Source organism: Thermodesulfomicrobium sp. WS (genome assembly GCF_027925145.1).
Taxonomy (GTDB): Bacteria; Desulfobacterota; Desulfovibrionia; order Desulfovibrionales; family Desulfomicrobiaceae; genus Thermodesulfomicrobium.
Window position 1 is genome coordinate 475,040 of record NZ_AP027130.1, and the last position, 21,051, is coordinate 496,090.

Annotated in this window: 23 protein-coding genes; 15 read left to right on the forward strand and 8 right to left on the reverse strand. The window is 61.8% G+C overall.

Features of this window, described 5'->3' with window-relative positions; genetic code table 11:
• The 3 genes from QMF81_RS02340 to QMF81_RS02355 all read right to left on the reverse strand — a co-directional run bounded on the left by QMF81_RS02340 (window position 1) and on the right by QMF81_RS02355 (window position 1,986).
• On the reverse strand, window positions 1-753 hold the full coding sequence (locus tag QMF81_RS02340; protein WP_348772183.1) for a 4Fe-4S dicluster domain-containing protein: 753 nt from the start codon (window positions 751-753) through the stop codon (window positions 1-3).
• Window positions 754-877: 124 nt separating this feature from the next.
• Window positions 878-1,582 (reverse strand): cytochrome c biogenesis protein CcdA, encoded by a 705-nt coding sequence (locus QMF81_RS02350; protein ID WP_281751661.1) that lies wholly within the window; start codon window positions 1,580-1,582, stop codon window positions 878-880.
• Window positions 1,582-1,986: a thioredoxin family protein gene (locus QMF81_RS02355; RefSeq protein ID WP_281751663.1), complete on the reverse strand. Its 405-nt coding sequence runs from the start codon at window positions 1,984-1,986 to the stop codon at window positions 1,582-1,584. The genes QMF81_RS02350 and QMF81_RS02355 overlap by 1 nt, the downstream gene beginning before the upstream one ends.
• A gap of 149 nt (window positions 1,987-2,135) precedes the next feature.
• On the opposite strand from QMF81_RS02355, the gene QMF81_RS02360 reads away from it, so the two are divergent.
• From QMF81_RS02360 to QMF81_RS02390, 7 genes are all read left to right on the forward strand, one after another.
• Window positions 2,136-2,486 (forward strand): metalloregulator ArsR/SmtB family transcription factor, encoded by a 351-nt coding sequence (locus tag QMF81_RS02360; RefSeq protein WP_281751665.1) that lies wholly within the window; start codon window positions 2,136-2,138, stop codon window positions 2,484-2,486.
• On the forward strand, window positions 2,473-3,774 hold the full coding sequence (locus tag QMF81_RS02365) for a permease (protein WP_281751666.1): 1,302 nt from the start codon (window positions 2,473-2,475) through the stop codon (window positions 3,772-3,774). Before QMF81_RS02360 ends, QMF81_RS02365 begins: the two co-directional genes overlap by 14 nt.
• A gap of 44 nt (window positions 3,775-3,818) precedes the next feature.
• On the forward strand, window positions 3,819-4,070 hold the full coding sequence (locus tag QMF81_RS02370) for a thioredoxin family protein (RefSeq protein WP_281751668.1): 252 nt from the start codon (window positions 3,819-3,821) through the stop codon (window positions 4,068-4,070).
• Window positions 4,063-4,437, forward strand: a complete 375-nt coding sequence (locus QMF81_RS02375) for a putative zinc-binding protein (protein WP_281751670.1) — start codon at window positions 4,063-4,065, stop codon at window positions 4,435-4,437. The genes QMF81_RS02370 and QMF81_RS02375 overlap by 8 nt, the downstream gene beginning before the upstream one ends.
• Before the next feature lie 7 nt (window positions 4,438-4,444).
• Window positions 4,445-5,224 carry a prolipoprotein diacylglyceryl transferase gene (lgt, locus tag QMF81_RS02380; protein ID WP_281751672.1) on the forward strand — a complete coding sequence of 260 codons (780 nt, stop codon included), beginning with the start codon at window positions 4,445-4,447 and terminating at the stop codon, window positions 5,222-5,224.
• 67 nt (window positions 5,225-5,291) lie between these two features.
• Entirely contained in the window at window positions 5,292-5,882 is a 591-nt protein-coding gene (locus tag QMF81_RS02385; RefSeq protein WP_281751674.1) for a hypothetical protein, read from the forward strand.
• Complete coding sequence (locus tag QMF81_RS02390; RefSeq protein WP_281751676.1) at window positions 5,879-6,598, forward strand: septal ring lytic transglycosylase RlpA family protein; 720 nt, start codon at window positions 5,879-5,881, stop codon at window positions 6,596-6,598. The genes QMF81_RS02385 and QMF81_RS02390 overlap by 4 nt, the downstream gene beginning before the upstream one ends.
• Here the strand turns inward: QMF81_RS02390 and QMF81_RS02395 are convergent.
• Window positions 6,585-6,872 carry an HU family DNA-binding protein gene (locus QMF81_RS02395; protein WP_281751678.1) on the reverse strand — a complete coding sequence of 96 codons (288 nt, stop codon included), beginning with the start codon at window positions 6,870-6,872 and terminating at the stop codon, window positions 6,585-6,587. The genes QMF81_RS02390 and QMF81_RS02395 overlap by 14 nt on opposite strands.
• Before the next feature lie 74 nt (window positions 6,873-6,946).
• Here QMF81_RS02395 and QMF81_RS02400 point away from each other — a divergent pair, with 74 nt between their 5' ends.
• The 7 genes from QMF81_RS02400 (at window position 6,947) to malQ (ending at window position 16,039) form a co-directional block, all read left to right on the forward strand.
• Complete coding sequence (locus tag QMF81_RS02400) at window positions 6,947-7,966, forward strand: radical SAM protein (protein WP_281751679.1); 1,020 nt, start codon at window positions 6,947-6,949, stop codon at window positions 7,964-7,966.
• Window positions 7,963-9,312, forward strand: a complete 1,350-nt coding sequence (gene rimO, locus QMF81_RS02405; protein WP_281752911.1) for a 30S ribosomal protein S12 methylthiotransferase RimO — start codon at window positions 7,963-7,965, stop codon at window positions 9,310-9,312. The genes QMF81_RS02400 and rimO overlap by 4 nt, the downstream gene beginning before the upstream one ends.
• An 87-nt stretch (window positions 9,313-9,399) precedes the next feature.
• Window positions 9,400-11,127, forward strand: a complete 1,728-nt coding sequence (locus tag QMF81_RS02410; RefSeq protein WP_281751681.1) for a 30S ribosomal protein S1 — start codon at window positions 9,400-9,402, stop codon at window positions 11,125-11,127.
• Between the two features lie 72 nt (window positions 11,128-11,199).
• The gene (locus QMF81_RS02415; RefSeq protein WP_281751683.1) at window positions 11,200-12,279 is read left to right on the forward strand and encodes a CofH family radical SAM protein; all 1,080 of its coding nucleotides are present in this window, start codon (window positions 11,200-11,202) and stop codon (window positions 12,277-12,279) included.
• 57 nt (window positions 12,280-12,336) lie between these two features.
• Window positions 12,337-12,480 (forward strand): hypothetical protein, encoded by a 144-nt coding sequence (locus QMF81_RS02420; RefSeq protein WP_281751684.1) that lies wholly within the window; start codon window positions 12,337-12,339, stop codon window positions 12,478-12,480.
• Window positions 12,481-12,601: 121 nt separating this feature from the next.
• Window positions 12,602-14,506: a 1,4-alpha-glucan branching protein GlgB gene (glgB, locus tag QMF81_RS02425; protein ID WP_281751686.1), complete on the forward strand. Its 1,905-nt coding sequence runs from the start codon at window positions 12,602-12,604 to the stop codon at window positions 14,504-14,506.
• 12 nt (window positions 14,507-14,518) lie between these two features.
• Window positions 14,519-16,039 carry a 4-alpha-glucanotransferase gene (malQ, locus tag QMF81_RS02430; protein ID WP_281751688.1) on the forward strand — a complete coding sequence of 507 codons (1,521 nt, stop codon included), beginning with the start codon at window positions 14,519-14,521 and terminating at the stop codon, window positions 16,037-16,039.
• A 67-nt stretch (window positions 16,040-16,106) separates the two neighbouring features.
• Here malQ and QMF81_RS02435 read toward each other — a convergent pair whose 3' ends face one another.
• The 4 genes from QMF81_RS02435 to QMF81_RS02450 all read right to left on the reverse strand — a co-directional run bounded on the left by QMF81_RS02435 (window position 16,107) and on the right by QMF81_RS02450 (window position 19,512).
• Window positions 16,107-16,424 carry a TusE/DsrC/DsvC family sulfur relay protein gene (locus QMF81_RS02435; RefSeq protein WP_281751691.1) on the reverse strand — a complete coding sequence of 106 codons (318 nt, stop codon included), beginning with the start codon at window positions 16,422-16,424 and terminating at the stop codon, window positions 16,107-16,109.
• A gap of 326 nt (window positions 16,425-16,750) precedes the next feature.
• Complete coding sequence (locus QMF81_RS02440; RefSeq protein ID WP_281751693.1) at window positions 16,751-16,936, reverse strand: hypothetical protein; 186 nt, start codon at window positions 16,934-16,936, stop codon at window positions 16,751-16,753.
• A 93-nt stretch (window positions 16,937-17,029) separates the two neighbouring features.
• Window positions 17,030-18,448, reverse strand: a complete 1,419-nt coding sequence (locus QMF81_RS02445; RefSeq protein ID WP_281751695.1) for a phospholipase D-like domain-containing protein — start codon at window positions 18,446-18,448, stop codon at window positions 17,030-17,032.
• Window positions 18,421-19,512, reverse strand: a complete 1,092-nt coding sequence (locus QMF81_RS02450) for a PAS domain-containing protein (protein ID WP_281751697.1) — start codon at window positions 19,510-19,512, stop codon at window positions 18,421-18,423. The genes QMF81_RS02445 and QMF81_RS02450 overlap by 28 nt, the downstream gene beginning before the upstream one ends.
• Before the next feature lie 179 nt (window positions 19,513-19,691).
• Here QMF81_RS02450 and sat point away from each other — a divergent pair, with 179 nt between their 5' ends.
• Window positions 19,692-20,963: a sulfate adenylyltransferase gene (gene sat / locus QMF81_RS02455; protein WP_281751699.1), complete on the forward strand. Its 1,272-nt coding sequence runs from the start codon at window positions 19,692-19,694 to the stop codon at window positions 20,961-20,963.
• Window positions 20,964-21,051: the final 88 nt, after the last annotated feature.

Genomic DNA, 21,051 nt, shown 5'->3' on the forward strand with positions numbered 1-21,051 from the left:
TTAGGTGAGGTAAAACACGTGGGGTTGGGTGCCGAGGTGCTCTTTGAGGCGCATGACCCGCGCAGAGCCGACCAGACGGTGCACCATGGACTGCGGGTCGTTGAGGTTGCCGAAGAAGGTGGCTCGACCCACGCACGAGGTGACACAGGAAGGAAGCTGACCATTGTGGACGCGGTGGAGACAGAAGTGACACTTGCGGGCATTGCCCACGGGCGAGGCGCGTCGGCGGTCTCCCCAATCTTTGTCGTATTCCGGGGCAGTGCGCTTGGCGTACCCTCGCTCCATTTGGCTTCGACTCACCAAGACCCCTGCCAACTCTGGGGTCCCCGTGGAGTAGGCTTCGCCAAAATCAGAGGTGCGCGCCCCATAGGGACATGCCTTGAGACAGAATCGACATCCGATGCATTTTTCATAGTCAATAACTACTGCCCCTTCATCGTCTTTCCATGTTGCATGGACAGGGCAGACTGGTACACATGGAGGGTTTTGGCAATGCATGCACGGTCGAGGAAGAAATCGGCGCGCCACATGTGGATATGTGCCGATTTCTTCCTCAATGACAGGACGATAGACGACTCCAGGAGGAAGGTTGTTTTCCGTTGCACATGCAATGGTGCAGGCATGACATCCGATGCATTTGGCGAGGTCGATGACCATGCCCCATGCTGCAGGTATTTTATCCTGTCGCGTGCGGGCAAGATCTCGGTGCATGGTGATGAGAGGATCTTCCGTTGGCAGGGTGGGCTGAAACATAGGGGCCTCCTTAAGGAGCACGGACGAAAAAAGGGGTGATGAAGCTATGGTTCGTGGCTAACAAAGGAGAGCGAAAAGGTCAAGTAGTGATTGAAGGATAAAGTGATTGCCAAACAGCTCATGGCTACTGCCCGAGCCACGGGGAAAGCAGGAAAAAGAGGCCCAAGGCGGCGATGCCCACGCCAGCTAGACGGCGGAATGCGGTGCTGCCTCGTTGCCAGCGGGCGTTTGCCACCAGGCGGCGGATCCAGGCGGTGCAACTGCCGGCCACGGCTATGGGCAGGCAGTGGCCGAGGCCAAAGGCAAGGATGAGCAGCGTGCCTTGGGCGATCTGCCCCTGCACGGTGATGATGGCGAGTATCGGGGCGATGAACCCAAAGGTGCAACTTCCGGAGAGCACGCCATAGGCAAGGCCCAGGATAAGCGCGCCGAAGGGACCGCGCAGCCGCAGACGGCCCAGGAGCCCTCCGTGCAGGGAGCAGCGGGCAAGGCCGAGCATGTCCAGCGCCACCCACAGGAGCACCAGCCCCACCGCCATGGCCCAGTAGGGACTCACTGTTCCCAGCATTTGGCCCAAGGCGGCGCAGATTCCCCCCAGTGCCGCAATGGTGGTGAAGAGCCCCAGGGTGAAGAGCCCTGCGTAGAACATGGCCTGACGCCCTTCCACCAAGCGTTCTTGGCCAGCCACGTAGCCCACGATCAATGGAATGGAAGCCAGGTGGCATGGGCTCAAGAGAACGCTCACCATGCCCCAGGCAAAGGCCCCGCCCACGGCCAGGAGACTGCCGGTCTCCATCCAGGCGGCAATGGTCATGAGCAGGGAATCCATTAGTGGACCCCCAGCCGGGCGAGGACCTTTTCGATGGATTCTTGGGGAAAGAACCCTTCGTGGCGCATGATCTCCTTGCCGGAGGCGTCGTAGAAGATCTGGGTGGGGATGGCCCGAATGCCGAACCGCTCGGTCTGCTCCGGGTGCTGCCAGACATCGATGAACACGATGGCGGCCTTGCCCTCGTACTTGTGCGCGAGGTTTTCGAGCACCGGGGCCATCATTTTGCAGGGAATGCAGCTTTTGGCGCCCAGATCGAGGACCGTCACCATGCCGGGGGCGGGCACCGGAACCGGGTCTCCGGACAAGGATGATGATGCGGCCCCTGCCTTCGGCCCGGCAGCAAAGAGCGCCATCCCGACGACCACGAAAAGCCATATTCCACGTTGGACCTGGTGCAGCATAGATTCCTCCAGAGTTTTTCGTAAGATGCGAAAATTTGGCAATATGGCCAAAAGATTTGTGGGTCAAGGCAGTCGCGGCGGGTGTCGGGGCATTGACAGCCGAGGCGCAGAGAATTATTTGGCCAAATCGCCAAATATTGGAGGTCGTCATGCAGGAACAAGCCCAGTTGTACCAGCGGCGTGCGGAGATTTTGAAGGCCTTGGCCCATCCCACCCGGCTGTGGATGGTGGATCAGCTCGCCCAGGGTGAGGTGTGCGTGTGTCAGTTCGTGGAGGCGGTCGGTGTAGATTTTTCTACGATATCCAAGCACTTGACGGTACTGAAGCGCGCAGGGCTGGTGGAGGACGAGCGTCGCGGCAAACAGGTGTTCTACCGTTTGCGGATGCCGTGTGTGACGGGATTTTTCCGTTGTGTAGATCAGGTGTTGGACCATTCGGCTGCGGCCGGGATATGCGCCGCCTGTGCGACGGCGAAGGAGGATTGCCATGAACTGGCGTGAAGAATGGAAGATGTTGGTTGCCATGGTGGGGGCGTTCGTCGTCTGTTGGTATTTACCGGTGGGCGTGCCGCGTTTTGATGCCGCAGTGCTCGAGGCCTTCCATCTGGTGAAATGGTATGCCCAGGAGCATGTGCTCTTGTGCTTGGTCCCGGCCTTTTTCATTGCGGGCGCCATTGGCGTTTTTGTGAGTCAGGCGGCGGTGATGCGCTATCTGGGCGCTGGGGCCAAGAAGGTGCTCGCGTACGGCGTGGCTTCGGTGTCGGGCACGATTTTGGCGGTGTGCTCCTGCACCGTGCTGCCGCTTTTCGCCGGTATCTACCGCATGGGCGCCGGGCTTGGGCCGGCGTGCGCCTTTCTCTATTCCGGGCCTGCCATCAATGTGCTCGCCATCGTGCTCACCGCCCGCATTTTGGGCCCGGAACTGGGTATTGCCCGCGCCGTGGGGGCCGTGGTGTTCAGCCTTGTCATCGGTCTTTTGATGGGGTTTTTCTTCCGCCAGGAAGAAGGGGAGCGTCTCGCCATGCAGCCCGTGACCTCCGACGAGGAGCCCGTGCGGCCCTTGTGGCAGACCGCCATCTATTTTGCCCTCATGGTGGCCATCTTGGTATTCGCCAACTGGGGGCGGCCGCAGGAGGACACGGGGCTGTGGGCCGCTATCTTCGCCGCCAAGTGGTGGCTCACCAGCGTGGCGGCTGCGGGACTGGCCGTGGTGCTGGTGTCGTGGATGCGGCTTGCGGCGTGGAAGGTGGGGCTCACCGCTTTGGCCACAGCCCTGACGGCCGTGGCCTTTCCCCAGGAGCCGGTGGCCGCGTTCACGGTAGGCGTGGTGGGGTTGTCGTGGATGACCAGCGTGGACCCCGGCGAGAGCGGGCAGTGGTTTTCTACCTCGTGGACGTTTGCCAAGCAGATCCTGCCGTTGCTTTTGGGCGGCGTGCTCGTGGCAGGGTTCCTCTTGGGCCGCGTCGGGCATGAGGGGATCATCCCTTCTTCGTGGGTGGCCGGCTTCGTGGGCGGAAACTCCCTGATGGCCAATTTCTTCGCCTCGTTCGTGGGGGCGTTCATGTACTTCGCCACCCTCACCGAGGTGCCCATCGTCCAAGGCCTCATTGGCGCGGGCATGGGCAAGGGGCCGGCCCTGAGCCTGCTGTTGGCCGGTCCGGCTTTGAGTTTGCCGAACATGCTCGTCATCGGGAGCATCATGGGGGCGCGCAAGACGGTTGTCTTCGTGAGCTTGGTCGTGGTCATGGCCACGGTTTCGGGATGGGCTTTTGGACTCTTCTGGACGTAATGCGGCCAGAGGCATAGACACATGAGCGGGAAGGAGGAACAGAAATGACGCACATTCAGATTCTCGGCACCGGGTGTCCCAAGTGTATCAAGTTGGCGGAGACCGCCAAGGCGGCGGCGGACGCCCTGGGAATTGCGTATGAGTTGGAAAAGATCACGGACATCAACAAGATCATGTCCTTTGGGGTGATGATGACCCCTGGACTGGCGGTCAATGGCAAGGTCCTCATGGTGGGCAAGGTGCCGAGCCTGGAGGAGATGAAGACCGTTTTGGCCAAGGAGGCGAAAAATGTCTAACTGCCAATGTTCCTGTCAGGGGGCGCCGACCTTGATCTTTGCCTGCTCCGGCGCGGCCGACGTGGGGGCCCTCGCTGATGCCGCGGCCCGTGCCCTCACCCGGCAGGGCAAGGGCCGTATGTATTGTCTGGCGGGCATCGGCGGTCGGGTGAGCGGTATTGTGGCCACTACCCAGGCCGCGGACAAAATCCTCGTGATCGACGGCTGCCCTTTGGAGTGCGCCCGGAAGACCCTCGAGGAAGCCGGATTTTCCTCCATGGTGCATGTCCAGCTGCAGGACCTTGGCTTTCGCAAAGGCGAGAGCCCGGTCACCGAGGAAAACGTGGCGACGGTGATGGACGTGGCCGTTGCCCGCATGGGGTGTTGAGATCGGTATGTTCGTGTGGGACATGGATCCTGTGGCATTGGAAGTGGGGCCTCTGGCCATCCGCTGGTACGGGATCCTGTTCGCCCTGGCCTTTGTGGCAGGGTATCACATGATGGTCGTTATGAGCCGCGCCGAGGGGCGGGATCCCGCCCCTTTGGAGCGGCTATTGACGTTCGCCGTCGTGGGGACGGTGGTGGGCGCCCGCTTGGGGCATTGCCTGTTCTACGAGCCGGAGTGGTATTTGGCGCACCCGTGGGAGATCCTCAAAATTTGGGAAGGCGGCCTGGCGAGCCATGGCGGCGCCGTGGGCCTGGTGGCGGGGGTGTGGGCTGCCCGTCTGCGGGATCCGGGCGTGGATGTGGGCTGGGTCCTGCGGCGGCTGCCTCTGCCCGCAGCGGTGGGCGGCGCGTGCATCCGGTTGGGAAATTTCTGGAATTCCGAAATCTTGGGTAAGCCTGCCACGGTGCCGTGGGCGGTGGTGTTTGCCCGGGTGGATGGGGTTGCCCGTCATCCGGTACAGCTTTACGAGGCTGCCACCTATCTGGGGATCGGCATGCTTCTGGCCGTGCTCTACCGGCGTCCATGGTGGCGGGAGCGGCTTTTGGGGCTCTTTTTGCTTTTGGTCTTTGGCCTGCGCATGGTCTGGGAAACCGTGAAGATGCCCCAGGCCGCGCTGGACGCGACCGGGATGTGGACCACGGGGCAGCTTTTGAGCATCCCCTTTGTGCTCGTGGGGCTGGGGCTTGTGCTGTGGCCGCAGGGCGGCCTGAAAAGACGCCAAGGATGAGCTTGCGTTTGGGGGGTATTTGGGCAACCGTTGCCGCGAGATGGATGCACTGCCACGGAGGATATCTATGACGCAGGATTCGAGCGCCTTGACCATTCGTGTCCAGGCTCCGGTAGTCATAGCCCCTGCCTTTGCGGGACTGCTGCGGCAGGGGGTCGGGATATGGCTTGGGGCCCCCAAGTCCGTCCGCGATTTTCTTCTGGAAGATCTCGGCTTGGATGTGGAGTACGCCACCCACCGCGTCCCCGGGCTGTTTCTCAACGGGGTGGCGGTGGATGACTGGGAAGCCACCCAGGTGGCCGCAGGGGATGAGGTCGCCTTGAGCGGCACCATGCCGGGCCTGGCTGGCATCGCCTTGCGTCGCCAAAGCCCCCTCAAGCGTTTTCGCGCCGACCTCACCACGGCGTTTCGCGCCCATGATGTGGCGGCCGGGACCGTGACGGTGCGGCCCTTCAATTTTGTGGCGCAAGACCTCGTGCAACCCCTTTTGGCCCGTGGTATCCAAGTAGGCGGCGACACTCTTGCCACGTACGTCCTCGACCGAGGCGAAGCATTTGCGTCCTGTCGCTTGCTGGAGAGCGGGGAACCTTTGCCGCAAGGTGTGCAGCAGTGGCGTTTGGCGGAACGCGTGCGTTTGGTGGTAGAGTGGGTGCCGTGAGGTGGACGGGTTGGGCGCTTTTCGCCCTGATGCTTTTCCTGGCGGGCTGCGGCGGTCGCTATCTGCCGTCGTGGCCGTCGGGAAGTAGCGCGCCATCGACGCCGAAAGGGCACGGCGGCACCGGTAAACCCTATACGGTTATGGGCCAAACCTATTATCCACTCCAATCCGCGGAAGGCTACGAGGAAGTGGGGGTGGCCTCGTGGTATGGTCCGGATTTTCATGGCAAACGTACGGCCAATGGCGAGATCTATGACATGTACCAGATGACGGCCGCGCACCGGATCCTGCCCATGAATACGCGCCTGCTCGTCACCAACCTCGACAACGGCCGCAGCACCGAGGTCCGCGTCAATGACCGCGGCCCGTTTGTGGGCAATCGGGTCATCGATCTTTCCTATAGCGCAGCCCGCACCCTTGGGGTGGTGGGGCCGGGGACCGCGCGGGTGCATCTGCGCGCCTTGGGCGGCCCGATCTATTTTCAAGGGCCATTTTACGTGCAGTATGGGGCGTTTACCGTGCGTGACAATGCCTACCGCCTGCGCGATCGGCTGATGGCACGCGGATATCCCGGCACCCGGGTGACCGAGGGGGACGTGGCCGGGGTCCATTTCTGGCGGGTGCAGGTGGGCGCTTTCCCGACGCTCGATCAAGCCCGGGCCGCGCGGGAGCGCTTCCTGCCGGAGAGCCCGGACTGCTTTGTCATTGCGGATTGAGCTCCGCGCGGAGCTTGCGGGAAATGCGGAACACCACCACCTTGCGGCCGGGAAGGATGATGGCCTCGTTGGTTTGCGGGTTGCGGCCGCGGCGCGGATTTTTGGCGTAGGCGTCGAATTTGCCGAAACCGCTCACCAAAAGGGCGCCGTCCTTTTTGATCCCTTCTTTCATGAGTTCGATGAGGGTGTCCACGTGGCCTTTGATCTCCGCCCGGTGACGGCGGGATTTTTCATAAATGGCGTCAATGATTTCTGCTTTGGTGAGGGTGGGCATGAGACGAAGACCTCCTCGGGTGGCATGAGAGTTGTCGTCGGATAGTGGAAAAGAAAAGACATTGCAAGGGGTTCATGGGAAATTTTTGTCGCTTTGAGGTGCTCACCGCCCCCCCCAGGCCTCTCCCCCTGCGGCTTGTGCCGGTCTTTCTCCCCTTTGCCGGTTGTCCGCAGCGCTGCCTGTATTGCCATCAAGCCGCCCAGACCGGGCAGCGTCCGGTGTCGAGCGCCGATGTCCTCGGTCGCGTGGAGCATGCCCTTTCGCAGGTCCAGGGGCCTGCCAGTGTCGGCCTCTACGGGGGCAGTTTTACTGCCTTGCCGGAGGCTCTCCAGCGGCAGGTCCTCGAATGCGTGCTGCGGCACATGGATACCTGGGGAGCACGCGGGCAGGTGCGTCTCTCCACGCGGCCGGATGCCGTGTCGCCGCAGCTCCTGGGGCGCTTGCGGCGCTGGGGTGTGGATGTGGTGGAGCTTGGGGTGCAGAGTTTCGACTCCGCCGTGCTTGCCCGAAGCGGCCGAGGATACACGGGCGCGCAGGCACACGCGGCCTGCCGGATGGTACACGATGCCGGCTTGGGGCTGGGAATCCAGCTCTTGCCGGGGCTTCCGGGCCACACCCAAGCGCACTGGCAGGAGGACGTGGAGCGTACCCTGGCTGCGGCCCCCAAGGTCGTGCGCATCTACCCTTGCGTGGTGGTTGGGGGCACTCCCCTTGCCCGGTTGCATGCCGAAGGCCGCTACCGTCCGTGGGAGCTTCAGGCCACGGTGGAGCTTGTGGCCGAGGTGTTGCCCCGGTTGTGGCGCCGCGGCATTCGGGTCATTCGGGTGGGGCTCGCCCCGCAGCCGGGGTTTTTGCTGCAGGCAGGACCGTGGCATCCGGCGCTGGGCAATATGGCGCGCTCGGTGGCCATGGCGCGGATGCTCACGAGGGCCGTGGGGGCGCGGCGCGTGGAGCGGATGATCGCCCCGCGCTGGGTGCAGGGAGACCTTTGGGGGCATGGCCGTGCCAATGCCCCGGTTTTGGCCCGTCTGGGGATCGTCCCGCAGCGGGTGACTTTTGATGCCAACGAAGGAATCCGAATATGGACGGTGTGATTCGTGTCGCCACGGTGAGCTTGGGATGCCCCAAAAACCGTGTGGACACCGAGCGGATTTTGGGCGGCCTTGGCGCGCACTACCAGCCGGCGCAATCCCCGGAAGCGGCCCAGGTGCTGCTGGTCAATACCTGCGGATTTCTGCAGGCTGCGGTGGAAGAATCTCTCGATACCATCATGGAGATGGTGCGTGTGGCGCAACAGGCGCCTTCCCGTCCGCTCGTGGTGGTGACCGGTTGCCTCGTGGCCCGCTACGGCGCGCACGTGTTGCAGCAAGAGCTGCCGGAGGTGGATCTCGTGGTGGACATCGCCGGGCAGCACCAATTGCCGGAGCGTATTTTGCGCCACTTTGGTCTGCAGTCCGCCGCCGATGGCCGCGTGGTGAGCACGCCACCCAGCTTTGCCTACCTGAAGGTCGCGGAAGGCTGCTCCAATCGCTGCCGTTTTTGCACCATTCCGTCCATTCGGGGGGGCTTGCGCAGCCGTCCGCTGGAGGAATTGGTGGCCGAGGCCTCGGCCTGCGTGGCTGCAGGACGGCGGGAGCTGGTGCTCGTTGCCCAGGATCTGACCGCCTACGGCCAGGATTTGGGCATGCGCCGGGGGCTGGCGCAGTTGCTCGATGCCTTGGCGCGTGTGCCGGGTCTCTCGTGGCTGCGGCTCATGTATCTCTATCCGTCGGGGCTCACGGAAGAGCTTTTGGCCGGCATGCGCGACCTGGGGGCGCCGGTGCTCCCGTACTTCGACATCCCGTTCCAGCATGTCCATCCCGAGATTTTAGCCGCCATGGGTCGGCCCTTTCGTACTCAAGATCCGCGCGCTGTGGTGGAGCGGGTGCGGCGCTATTTTCCCCAGGCAGCCCTGCGGACCTCGCTCATCGTGGGATACCCCGGTGAGACGGATGCGCATTTTGCGGCGCTGGAATCGTTTGTGGCCGAGGCGGAGCTCGCCCACGTGGGGGTGTTTGCCTTTTCTCCGGAAGAGGGCACACCGGCGGCTGCCTTGGACCAGCAGGTGCCAGCGCGGGTGCGCCAGAGTCGGCGGCGGCGGATCATGGCCTTGCAGCGGCGCATCAGCCGTCGGTATTTGGCCCGTTTCCGGGATCAGGAGTTGGAGATCCTTGTGGATCAGCCCAGCGCCGAATGGCCTGGGCTTTTCGAGGGCCGGGCGTGGTTCCAGGCCCCGGAGGTGGACGGGGTGGCGTACGTGAGTGGCCCTCAAGTACGGCCCGGGGCCATGGTGCGCGCCCGGGTGGACGCCACCCATGATTACGATCTGGTGACGTTGGCGGAAGATGCTGGGGACGAAGAAGGGTGCGATTTCAGGCCTATGGATGCGGACGGACTGTGAAAAATGTGGCGTTGTCTTGCGCTTGTCAAGGAGGAGCGCCTTTGCTAGGGAAAACGAAATTCTTTTTTTGTTAGGGGGTAAACTCGTATGCACACCACACCAACCACAACCCAGCCCGAGGAAACCATGGAGATGGATTTCGCAGCCCAGCTGGAAAACTATCTCGACTCCGACTTCGGCGAGATCGAAGAAGGGACCATCGTCAAGGGCGAGGTTGTGAAGATTGACGACGCAGCCGTGCTCGTGGACGTCAATTTCAAATCGGAAGGACAGATCCCTGTCGCGGAATTCATGGAACATGGCCAGATCGCTGTAAAAGTCGGCGATGTGGTGGACGTATATGTGGTGCGCAAGAGCGAACGGGAAGGCACCATCGTGCTGTCTCGGGAAAAAGCCAAGCGCATGCAGGTGCTTGATGAGCTGGAGCGCGTGATGGAAAGCGGCGAGACTGTCATGGGGCGGATCGTGCGGCGCATCAAGGGTGGCTACGTGGTGGACATCCAGGGCTTGGAAGCGTTCTTGCCGGGTTCGCATGTGGACTTGCGGCCTGTTCCGGACATGGACGCCTTGGTGGACGGTGACTTCCCATTCCGTGTGCTCAAGGTGAATCGTCGGCGCAGCAATGTCATCGTGTCCCGCCGTGTCATCCTGGAAGAGGAGCGCGATCGGAAGCGCGCCGAGCTTCTCTCGACCTTGGAAGAGGGGCAGATTGTGCGCGGCGTGGTGAAGAATATCACCGAATACGGCGCGTTTATCGATCTGGGCGGCTTGGATGGCCTGCTGCACATCACGGATATGGCCTGGAAGCGGGTGAAGCACCCGCGCGAGATGGTGCAGATCGGCGACGAGCTGGAGCTCAAGGTGTTGAGCTTCGATCGCGAAGAAAAGAAGGTCTCCTTGGGCCTCAAGCATCTGGTGCCGGATCCGTGGCAGAATATTGCGGAAAAATATCCCGAAGGCACCAAGCTTTCCGGCCGGGTCACCAACCTGGTGGACTACGGCGCCTTTGTGGAGCTGGAGCCTGGAGTGGAAGGCCTGGTGCACATCTCCGAGATGTCCTGGACCCGGAAACTGCGGCATCCCTCGCAGATGGTGCGCGTGGGCGATGAGGTGGACGTGGTGGTCCTGGGGGTGGACTTGGAGCGCAAGCGCATCTCGCTGGGCATGAAGCAGGTGAGCCCCAATCCGTGGGATTTGGTGGCCGAAAAATATCCCGAAGGCACGGTGCTGGAGGCTGCGGTGAAGAATATCACCGAGTTCGGTCTCTTTATCGGCATCGAGGACGGCATCGACGGTCTCATCCACGTCTCGGATCTCTCCTGGACCAAGAAGATCCGCCATCCCGGAGAGCTCTACAACGTGGGTGACATCGTGCGCGCCAAGGTGCTCACCGTGGACAAGGACAACGAAAAGTTCACCCTGGGCATCAAGCAGCTCACGGAAGATCCGTGGTCCACGGTCCCTGCCCGCTACCCCGTGGGTACCACGGTGACAGGCACCATCACCAACATCACGGACTTTGGCCTGTTCGTGGAGGTGGAGGAAGGCATCGAGGGCCTGGTGCACGTGAGCGAGATGAGCAAGAAGAAAGGCAAAACCCCCAAGGATGTCTTCAAGGAAGGCGAGACCATCGAGGCCAAGGTCATCCATGTGAGCGCGGACGAGCGCCGCTTGGGCCTTTCCCTCAAGGAAGAGCGCAAACCTCCCCGTGCCGAGTACCGTTCCACGCAGGTGGGAGGCTCCACGGGTATCAATGTGGGGGATATGATCCGCCAGAAGTTGGAGGAAAGCGCTGAGTCTGGCGACGAGGAATAATCTGGTCATGCTGTGATGACCCAGGAGGGGGCTGCGTCCTGGGCGCAGCCCCCTTGCATTTCGGGAGGACGTATGTCGCTTTCCCCTGCGGCCCAGCGCCGTTTGCGTGCGCTGCGACCGGGTGAACGCATCGATATGGAATTCGCCCTGGAGCTTGCCCTGCACGCCTCGGTGCATGATCTCGGCGAAGCGGCCTTGCGCCAGCGCCGCGCCCGTCATGGAGACCGTGCGTATTTCGTCGCCAATCAGCACATCAATTATACCGATGTGTGCCGCAATGCCTGCCGTTTTTGCGCCTACTCCAAGCGGGTGGGGGACCCGGCGGGAACGACGCTGTCCTTAGAAGAGATTGCTCAGCGTCTGCGGGAGCGTCTCCACGAGCCTATTCGGGAAATCCACATCGTCGGCGGCCTCAACCCCGAACTTCCCCAGGAATATTATCTGGAAATGTTGCGGTTGTGCAAAAAGCTGCGGCCCGAGGCCACGCTCAAGGCCTTCACTGCAGTGGAAATCGCCTACTTTGCCGACACCTGGAAGATGACCGAGGAAGCGGTGCTGGAACTTTTGCGCCAGGCCGGGCTGGACGTGCTGCCTGGCGGCGGGGCAGAAGTCTTCGATTCCCGCATGCGGCAAAAGCTCTGCCCGGAGAAGATCCCTGCCGAGCGCTGGCTGGCCATCCACGCCCTGGCCCACCGCATGGGCATGCCCACCAACTGCACCATGCTCTTTGGCCATGTGGAAGGCTGGCACGAGCGCATCGCGCATTTGGCCGCCTTGCGTGCCCTGGAGGATGAGTCCCCGGGTTTTGTGTGTTTCATCCCTCTGCCGTACCAGCCCAAGAACACCGGACTTGGCGTCCCTGGGCCGACAGGGGAAGATATCTTGCGCATGGTGGCCATCTCGCGTCTCGTGCTCGACAACATTGCCCATATCAAGGCGTATTGGGCATTCATGGGGGTCAAGATGGCGCAGTTGGCGCTCTGGGCAGGGGCTGACGACCTTGACGGGACGATCTTGGGCGAACGCATCGGCCACGCCGCCGGCGCCGCGACCCCGCAGGCCCTGACCATGGAAGAGCTGCTCGAGACGATTCGCAGTGCCGGTTTTGTCCCGGTGGAGCGCAATACCGTATTCCAACCGCTTGCATCTTGACTTTTGGGCTGCCTTGGGGTTTGCCTCGCCAGAAGCTATATCGACGAGGAGGAGCATATGATCGGCGAACTGGTGACGAACATGCTGCACAGCACCGTGGCGGGCTTTATCGGGGTGACGGTGATCTTCGTGTACTTGGCCGCTATCGTGTGGGCGGCTATGTACCGCATCAAGGAAGGCGGCCACCTGGAGCACCACTAGTCTCGAGTCCTGTTCCAGCATTTCAAGGCGGCTTCGGCCGCCTTTTTTTATGCCGCTTGCCCTTGCGTTTGCCTCCAGGTACACGACCCACATCATCTCCAATCATCAATGTGGAAGGATTATGCGTTCTTTTTCCGAGCTCGATGTCTACCTGTTCAAGCAAGGACGGCACACCCGGCTCTACGAGTTCTTAGGCGGACATTTGGCGGAAGGCGGCAGTGGCGCCCACTTTGCCGTATGGGCCCCCAACGCCACGGCGGTGTTCGTGGTTGGGGATTTCAATCACTGGCACGGTGAGGCCAACCCCCTTTCTCTGCGCCCGGATGGCACAGGTATTTGGGAAGGATGGGTGCCCAAGGCCCGGCAAGGCCATCGCTACAAGTACCGCATCTGCTGGCCTGGGGGCGAAGGGCTGCGGGCCGATCCCTTTGCCGTGCATGCCGAGACCCCGCCGGCCACGGCCTCCATCCTCTGGCCTTTGGCCGGACATTTCTGGGAGGATGGGCAGTGGATGGAATCTCGGCGCTATGCCAATGCCCTGGACGCCCCTATGGCCATCTATGAGGTGCACTTGGGTTCGTGGCGGCGCGGCCCTGGAGGACGCTGGCTCTCCTACCGGGAGATGGCCCACGAACTGGCGGACTACGTGGCATCCATGGGTTTTACCCACGTCGAGCTTTTGCCGGTGGCGGAGCATCCTTTTTACGGGTCCTGGGGATATCAGGCCACGGGGTATTTCGCACCCACCAGCCGTTATGGAACGCCTCAGGACTTCATGTACTTGGTGGATTATCTCCACCGCCGAGGCATTGGGGTCATCCTCGATTGGGTGCCTGGACATTTCCCTACCGATGCCCATGGTCTGGCGTGGTTTGACGGCACCGCCCTCTACGAGCATGCCGATCCCCGCCAGGGATTTCATCCCGACTGGAAAAGCGCCATTTTCAACTATGGCCGCTATGAGGTAGCTGGGTTTCTTTTGTCCAACGCATTGTATTGGCTGCGGGAATATCATATTGATGGTTTGCGTGTGGATGGGGTGGCCTCCATGTTGTATTTGGACTACTCGCGCAAACCCGGCGAGTGGGTCCCCAACCGCTATGGTGGGCGGGAAAATCTCGAAGCGATTCAGCTTTTGCGCACGCTCAATACGTTGGTCTATGGAGAGTTCCCTGACGTACAGACCATTGCTGAGGAATCCACCGCCTGGCCCATGGTCTCCCGCCCGGTCTACCTTGGAGGCCTTGGGTTCGGTCTCAAGTGGAATATGGGCTGGATGCACGATACCCTTCGGTATATGTCTTTGGACCCCATTTTCCGCAAATACCATCATAATCAACTCACCTTTGCCATTTGGTACGCATTTACCGAAAATTTCGTCTTGCCCCTCTCCCATGACGAAGTGGTGCACGGCAAAGGATCGCTTTTAGGGAAGCTGCCTGGGGATATTTGGCAAAAGATGGCCGGGTTGCGGCTGCTTTTGGCCTACATGTACACGTTGCCGGGGAAAAAACTCCTCTTCATGGGCGCGGAGATCGCGCAATGGCAGGAATGGAACCACGACGAGCAATTGGATTGGGTCCTGCTGGAGTTTCCCTTTCATAGCGGGGTGCAGCGTTTTGTCCGCCACCTCAACCGCCTGTACCGGGCGCTCCCGGCCCTGCATCAGGTGGATTTCGATCCTGCGGGATTCCAGTGGGAGAACTGCTTTGATTCCGAGCAGAGTGTGGTGAGTTTCTTCCGGCGCGACAAGGAAGGCCGCGAGGTTTTGGTGGTGCTCAACGCCACGCCGGTGCCGCGCCATGAATACATCGTGGGCGTCCCTCGGCCGGGGGTGTGGCGGGAACTGCTCAATTCCGATGCGGCGTGGTATGGAGGCTCGAACCTGGGCAATGCCGGGGCGGTGACTGCGTGGGAAGGGCCGGTGCGGGAATTCCCGTATGGTGTGCATTTGACCTTGCCGCCGCTGGCAGCAGTGGTGTTGTGCCACGAGGGCTGTTGTCCTCCGGATTGGGGTGCGATGTAGGGAGGCGGGGGTATGATGGATGGGCGTCGCCGAGCAGGGGTCCTGGCGCATGTGACGGCCCTGCCTGGGCCGGGCGGTATGGGAGACTTCGGCCCAGGTACGCGGACATTTCTCGATTTTCTGGCCGAGGCAGGGCAGGGGATATGGCAGATCCTCCCCCTTGCCCCTACCAACACCGGGGCCGGCAATTCGCCCTATAGCGGCTATTCGGCCTTTGCCTGGAATCCGCTCTTGATTTCTCCCCACCTTTTGGTGCGCGATGGCCTGCTTTCGCCGCAGGATGTGCGTACCCCACCCGTCCTCGTAGAGGGGCGGGTGGATTTCGCGGCGCAGGCGGCCTGGCGCACGGCCTTGCTCGACGCCGCTTACGATGCCGCCTGGCCGAAGCTTTCCGAGGATAGGGATTTTCTTGCCTTTTGCCAGGAGCATGCCGCGTGGCTGGAAGACTGGGCGGTGTTTGCCGCTCTCAAGCGTCAGACGCAAGGCGCCCCCTGGTACCAATGGGACGCACCGCTTCGTCTGCGTCATCCCCAGGCCGTGGAGGCTGCCCGTCAACGCCTGGGATTTTGGATCCAGCGGGAGCGCTTTGTGCAGTACCTGGCCGCGCGGCAATGGCGCCAGGTGTTGGAGTACGCCGCACGCCTGGGGATCGTGGTGCTGGGAGACGTCCCCATTTATGTGAGCCTGGATAGCTGTGACGTCTGGGCGCATAGGGAGATCTTCCAACTCGACCGCGAAGGGAGGCCCATTTTCAGTGCGGGGGCGCCTCCGGATTACTTCAGCGCCACGGGTCAGATGTGGGGAAACCCCGTCTACGACTGGGAGCACCTTGCGCGCACGGGCTACGCGTGGTGGGTGCAGCGTTTGGCGCATGAACGCCGGCGGTTGCATGCCATCCGCTTGGATCACTTTCGGGGCTTTTGCGCCTACTGGCAGGTGCCGGCCTGCGAGCCCACGGCGGAAAATGGGGTCTGGGTGCCGGGGCCAGGAAGACCGCTCTTTGATGCCGTGCGGGCGCAGGTGCCGGACCTCTGGCTCGTGGCCGAGGACTTGGGCGTGATCACGGAAGACGTGCGCGCGCTCATGGAGAGTCTCGGGCTTCCGGGGATGCGCGTGCTCCAGTTCGCATTTGGCGGCGGAGCGGAGAATCCGTATCTGCCGCACCAGATCCCCGAGCAGGCCGTGGCCTATACCGGGACGCATGACAACAATACCGTGCGCGGATGGTGGGAGCACGAGGCCGGGCCAGAGGTGCGGGCCCATGTGGAGGCCTATTGGGGTCGGCCGGTGCAGGCGGAGACGGTGGCCGATGCCCTTATTCGCCTTGCCTTACTGAGTCGGGCACGTTGGGCGGTGGTGCCTTTGCAGGACTATCTCGGCCTGGGGAGTGCGGCGCGTTTCAATACCCCAGGAGTGGCGTACGGCAATTGGGCGTGGTGCGCTCCGGCCGATGCGTGCTCGCCGCGTTTGGCCTCCCGCATGCGCGAACTCGCGCAGCTCTACGGTCGTACCGCGGAGGCGAGGGGTGCGTGAAGACGCCCCAAAAACAAACGCCCTGGGGGGAGGCCCAGGGCGTTTGCGGAGCGTCAAGCAAGAGCGCTTATACGCAGCCAGTGGGCTTGGGCAGGCCAGCCATTTTGCAGGCGCCTTTGCCCGGGCCAGAGGGGAACAGCTCGTAGATCTGTTTCAGCTTGTAGCCCGTGGACTTGGACAGGATCCGCACCATCGGGGCAATGCCATTCTTCTTGTAGTAATCCTGCAGGAAGTCGATGATTTCCTGATGGGCCGGGGTGAGCTCAGAAATGCCTTCGCTCTCCTTCACGTACTCCACCCACTCCGGACACCAGTCCTCGAACTTGAGCAGGAACCCGTCCTCGTCGATTTCAAATGTTTTGCCTTTGAATTCCACTGTTGCCATAGCGATCCTCCTTGATATGTTGCGGATGGTTCCTTTTGGAAAAGGACGTACTCACAACTTCCCTAGAGGGAAGGATTTTTTTTGTCAATGATGCAAAATGCCAGCGTCGCTTTCTTGCGCGGCAATGGGTTTATGGTTGGGGTCAGTCGCGAAAATCCCGCACGATAATTTGTTCTTTGCGCAATTTGCACCATGAAGGTCGGTCGGTTTCTTCGGTGAGGATAGGGCGCATGGGCGGCGTGGCAATGACGCACATGCGCTCACTTCCTTCCTGACGATAAAAAGGACATTCTCGACATTTCGTGACAACGAGAACCATATCCCAATTAGACCTCAGCAGGCAGCGGAGTTTCTTGGCAGTATTGGTCCCATTGGGCGCACGCCATATCTTCGGTGGGCTGGAACTGCGCCTGGCAGCGGCCGCAAATCATAGTGCGTTCCGCGTTGTTGTCCGGATGAGGTGTGAACTCTTGGACATGGCCGCATTGCGGGCAGGGAATCGAAGGTGCCATACGAGCCTCTTTGGGGAGAGTCCTTCCAAAATGATGGGTTCTCCTAGAAGCTTTTGGCCGGAAGTGTCAACCAGCGGAAATGGAGGTAGATGTTTAGAGGTAGGGGCCGAAAAGCCAAAAGAAGGCGTCGCGCATGCGTATCGGCAGGGGACGGGATCGGAGGTCTTCGGCCGTGACCCGCTGACTGCCGCGGCGCACAGTATCGAGCTGGCGGTGGAGGCGGGCGCAGATTTCGGGGTCGAAGATTTCCAGTCCCAACTCGAAGTTGAGCGCCAGGCTGCGGCAATCCCAGTTGGCGGAGCCCACATGGGCGTAGTCGTCGTCCACGAGAAAGAGCTTGGCATGGCAGAAAGGATCCGGGACGTGGTAGCATTGGACCCCGCGCCTGAGGAGCCCCTCCAGGACATGGCTCGTTGCCCAGGCGACGAAAGGGATGTTGCAATGGGCAGGGAGAAAGACCTCCACATCGACGCCGCGTAAGCGGGCGGCGTGCAGAGCCCCGAAGATTTCTCGCGGCGGCAGGAAATATGGGGTCATGATGCGGATATGTTTGCGCGCCGCACAGATCAGGCCGGCCCAGAGCTCGAGGAGGACGTCCATGGTTTGGTCCGGACCGGATGCCACTGCCCGGCAGACGCTGTCTCCCACCATGTCGGCGGTGGCTGGGGGGAGGGGGAGATGTTCCTGGGTGGCGAGGAACCAGTCCTGGACAAAGGCGTGTCCCAATTGGCGTGCCGCTGGTCCTTGGATGCGGAAGTGGATGTCGGTGATGGCGAGATGCCCGTTACGGCGCACGTTGCGCTCGCTGATGTTCATGCCGCCGGTGAAGGCGGTATGCCCGTCCACGAAAAGGATTTTGCGGTGATTGCGCAGGTTGAGGTGGATTTCCGGCGGCAGGATCCGCGGCGGGAGGAAGCCAGTCGCCGGGACCCCATGGCGTCGCAAGATCGGGAGGATGGACGGCCAGCCATAGAGTTCTCCGACACCGTCCACAATGACCCGCACGTCAACCCCGCGGCGCTGGGCGTCGAGGAGCGACTGGGCAAAGCGGTGCCCAACGGTGTCCGCAGCAAAAATATAGGAGGCAAGGTACACGCAGCGTTCGGCCTGATCGATGGCTGCGAGCATGGCGGGATAGGCCTCGTCGCCGTCGTGCAGGATGTGGACGCAATTGCCGCCGGCCAGCGGCGTGTCGAGGAGCGAGGAGCCGATACGGGCCAGGCGTAAGCGGCGGGGATGGAGCGCGGAGTCAGGAAGGCCGGCACCATCGGCATGGGACGGATAGGGAGAGAGGCCGTGGGCGTGCGCCTGACGCATGCGCTGGGCGCTGCGGCGGATGCGGTTGATGCCAAAGAGCAGGTAGAGCAGTGGGCCGGCAAGGGGAAAGGTGATGCATACGGCGATCCAGCCCAGGGCAGAGCGGGAGTCGCGCTTGGTCAGGAGGGCGTGCCCCGCGGAGGCGAGGCTCGGGAGGGCAAAGAGCGCTAGGCTGAGGATTTGGGTGGCGGACATGCTGTCTCGGACTTGAGGGAGTCGAAAATGGCGATGATGGCATGGTCCAGGTAGGGTTCTTCCTTGTAGGTCAAAAAGGCGGAGTTGAACGCCCGGGTGACGGCGGTGATCTTGGCGCAGGCTGCTTCTAAATCTTGGCAATACGCGCGGATGGCCTGACGCAGTGCGGCCGGATCGGCTGAGGATTCGATCTCTTCGAGGATGCCGTCTTTGGCCGCGAGGATCTGCATGAGGTGGGTGTTGAGGTAGTGGCACACACTGCCCGCTGCCTGGCGAAGGACTTGGTTGCGCTGGTTTTCCAATAGCTCGGTAATATTGGTTATAATGCCTTCGTAGCTGACGATGACCCCCTGCGGGTTGCGTTTGGCGCGGGCGGTGAGGTCGACTTCGATGATGCGGCCGTCGCGGGTCTTCATGCGCACATGGCGGCCATGCACGGCCCCGTGCGCCTGGATTTCCGCAAGGATGCGCTCCCGTTCGGCGGGGTCTTCGTAAAAGTCTCGGATGTTGGCGCCCAGGGCCTCGTCGCGGCTGCAGAATCCCAGCATGTGGGCCCCGGCTTCGTTGATGTCGAGAAAAACCCCATCTGGACGCACCGAGTAGGCCATGTCATGGGTGGAGTGGAAGAAGTCGCGGTAGCGCGCTTCGCTGCTGGCGAGCGCGTCCATGGCTTGGCGTCGGGCCGTGACATCCCGCAGGACGTGGTCGATGCGCTGCCCCATCTGGTCTGGACAATACGCAGTATGCCCCTCGTCGTGCACCCATTTGGTTTGGCCTGCGGGGGTGACGATGCGGTACTCCATCTCATCGAATTCGTTGTCCATGACAGCGGCATAGTAGTGCCGTACGGCCTCCCGATCCTCCGGGTGGACGAGGGCGAACAGATTCTCGATGGAGGTGACATCGCGCATGGGGATGCCGAAAAGCGCTTCCACCGCAGGAGTGACGTACCGGAGTTCTCCCTGCGGGGAGAGGGAGACGATGACCTCGCTCATGGCGTGGAGAATGCTGCGTAAGCGTTCCTTGATCTGCGCAAATTGGGCCAGATCGATACGGTTGGGCATACGACCTCCTGGGAGGGACGTGTAGGCCGGGAGCGCGTCTGGGGTCAATGCTCGGTGTTTTGAGGAGGTTGATAAAAAAATCACAAAAGGGTTGACATCCCCCGCCTCTGGGAGCAAAGGTCTCGCCCAGCAGTATTTTGTGAAAATCGAAACAAATTATCCGAGGAGGTAATCGCGTTATGGCTCTCGTACCCCCCCATGGTGGAAAGGGATTGGTGTGCTGCCTGCTTCAGGGCGCCGAGCTTCAGGCCGAGTTGGAAAAGGCCAAGACCCTCAAGAAGATCGAGATCAGCCCTCGCGTCAAGGGCGACCTCATCATGATGGGTATTGGCGGCTTCAGCCCCCTGAATGGGTTCATGACCCGCGCGGACTGGAAGTCGGTGTGTGAGAACTTCACCCTGGCGGACGGCACCTTCTGGCCGGTGCCTGTGACCCTGGACACCGACGAAGAGGTGAAGGTCGGCGAGGAGATCGCCCTGTTCGATCCCAAGAAGGGCGTGTACATGGCCACCATGAAGGTGACCGAAGTGTACGAAATGACCGAGGCCGACAAGAAGTGGGAATGCGAGAAGGTCTACAAGGGCCAGGGTCCGGATTCCGCGGACGACAAGTTCTGGTCCGTGGCGCTGGACGATCATCCTGGCGTGCAGATGGTCATGGCCCAGAAGAAGTACAACGTGGCTGGCCCGGTGAAGGTCCTCTCCGAGGGCGACTATCGCGAGCGTTTCCCCGGCTGCTACATGACCCCGGCCGAGTCCCGCGCCATCTTCGAAGAGCGCGGATGGAGCCGTGTGGCCGCCCTGCAGCTGCGCAACCCCATGCACCGCTCCCACGAGTACCTGGCCAAGATCGCCGTGGAAGTGTGCGACGGCGTGTTCATCCACTCCTTGGTGGGCAACCTCAAGCCTGGTGACATTCCGGCGGAAGTGCGCATCAAGTGCATCGACACCCTCATCGACAAGTACTTCGTGAAGGCCAATGTGGTGCAGGGCGGCTATCCGCTGGATATGCGCTACGCCGGTCCCCGCGAAGCCCTGCTCCATGCCACCTTCCGCCAGAACTACGGCGTGAGCGACATGCTCATCGGCCGTGACCATGCCGGCGTGGGCGACTTCTACGGCATGTTCGAGGCCCAGGAGATCTTCGACCGCATTCCCAAGAACCTCGGCCCGGGCAAGGACCTCATCACCCAGCCCATGAAGATCGACTGGACCTTCTACTGCTACAAGTGCGACGGCATGGCCTCCCTGCGCACCTGCCCGCACACCAAGGAAGACCGCGTCATCCTGTCGGGCACCAAGCTGCGCAAGGCCCTGTCCGAAGGCGCTCCGGTTCCGGATCACTTCGGCCGCGACGAAGTCCTGGCCATCCTGCGCGAATACTACGAAGGCCTCACCGAGAAGGTGGAGATCAAGATGCAGCGTGCTGCCGACGGCAGCGTCATGAAATAAGCCGTGTGGGTTTTTGGGCTCGGGGCGGTGTCCCGAGCCCCGTCAATTCGCAATACCTTGACAGCGGGCGGGAAACGTTGGTAAAAGA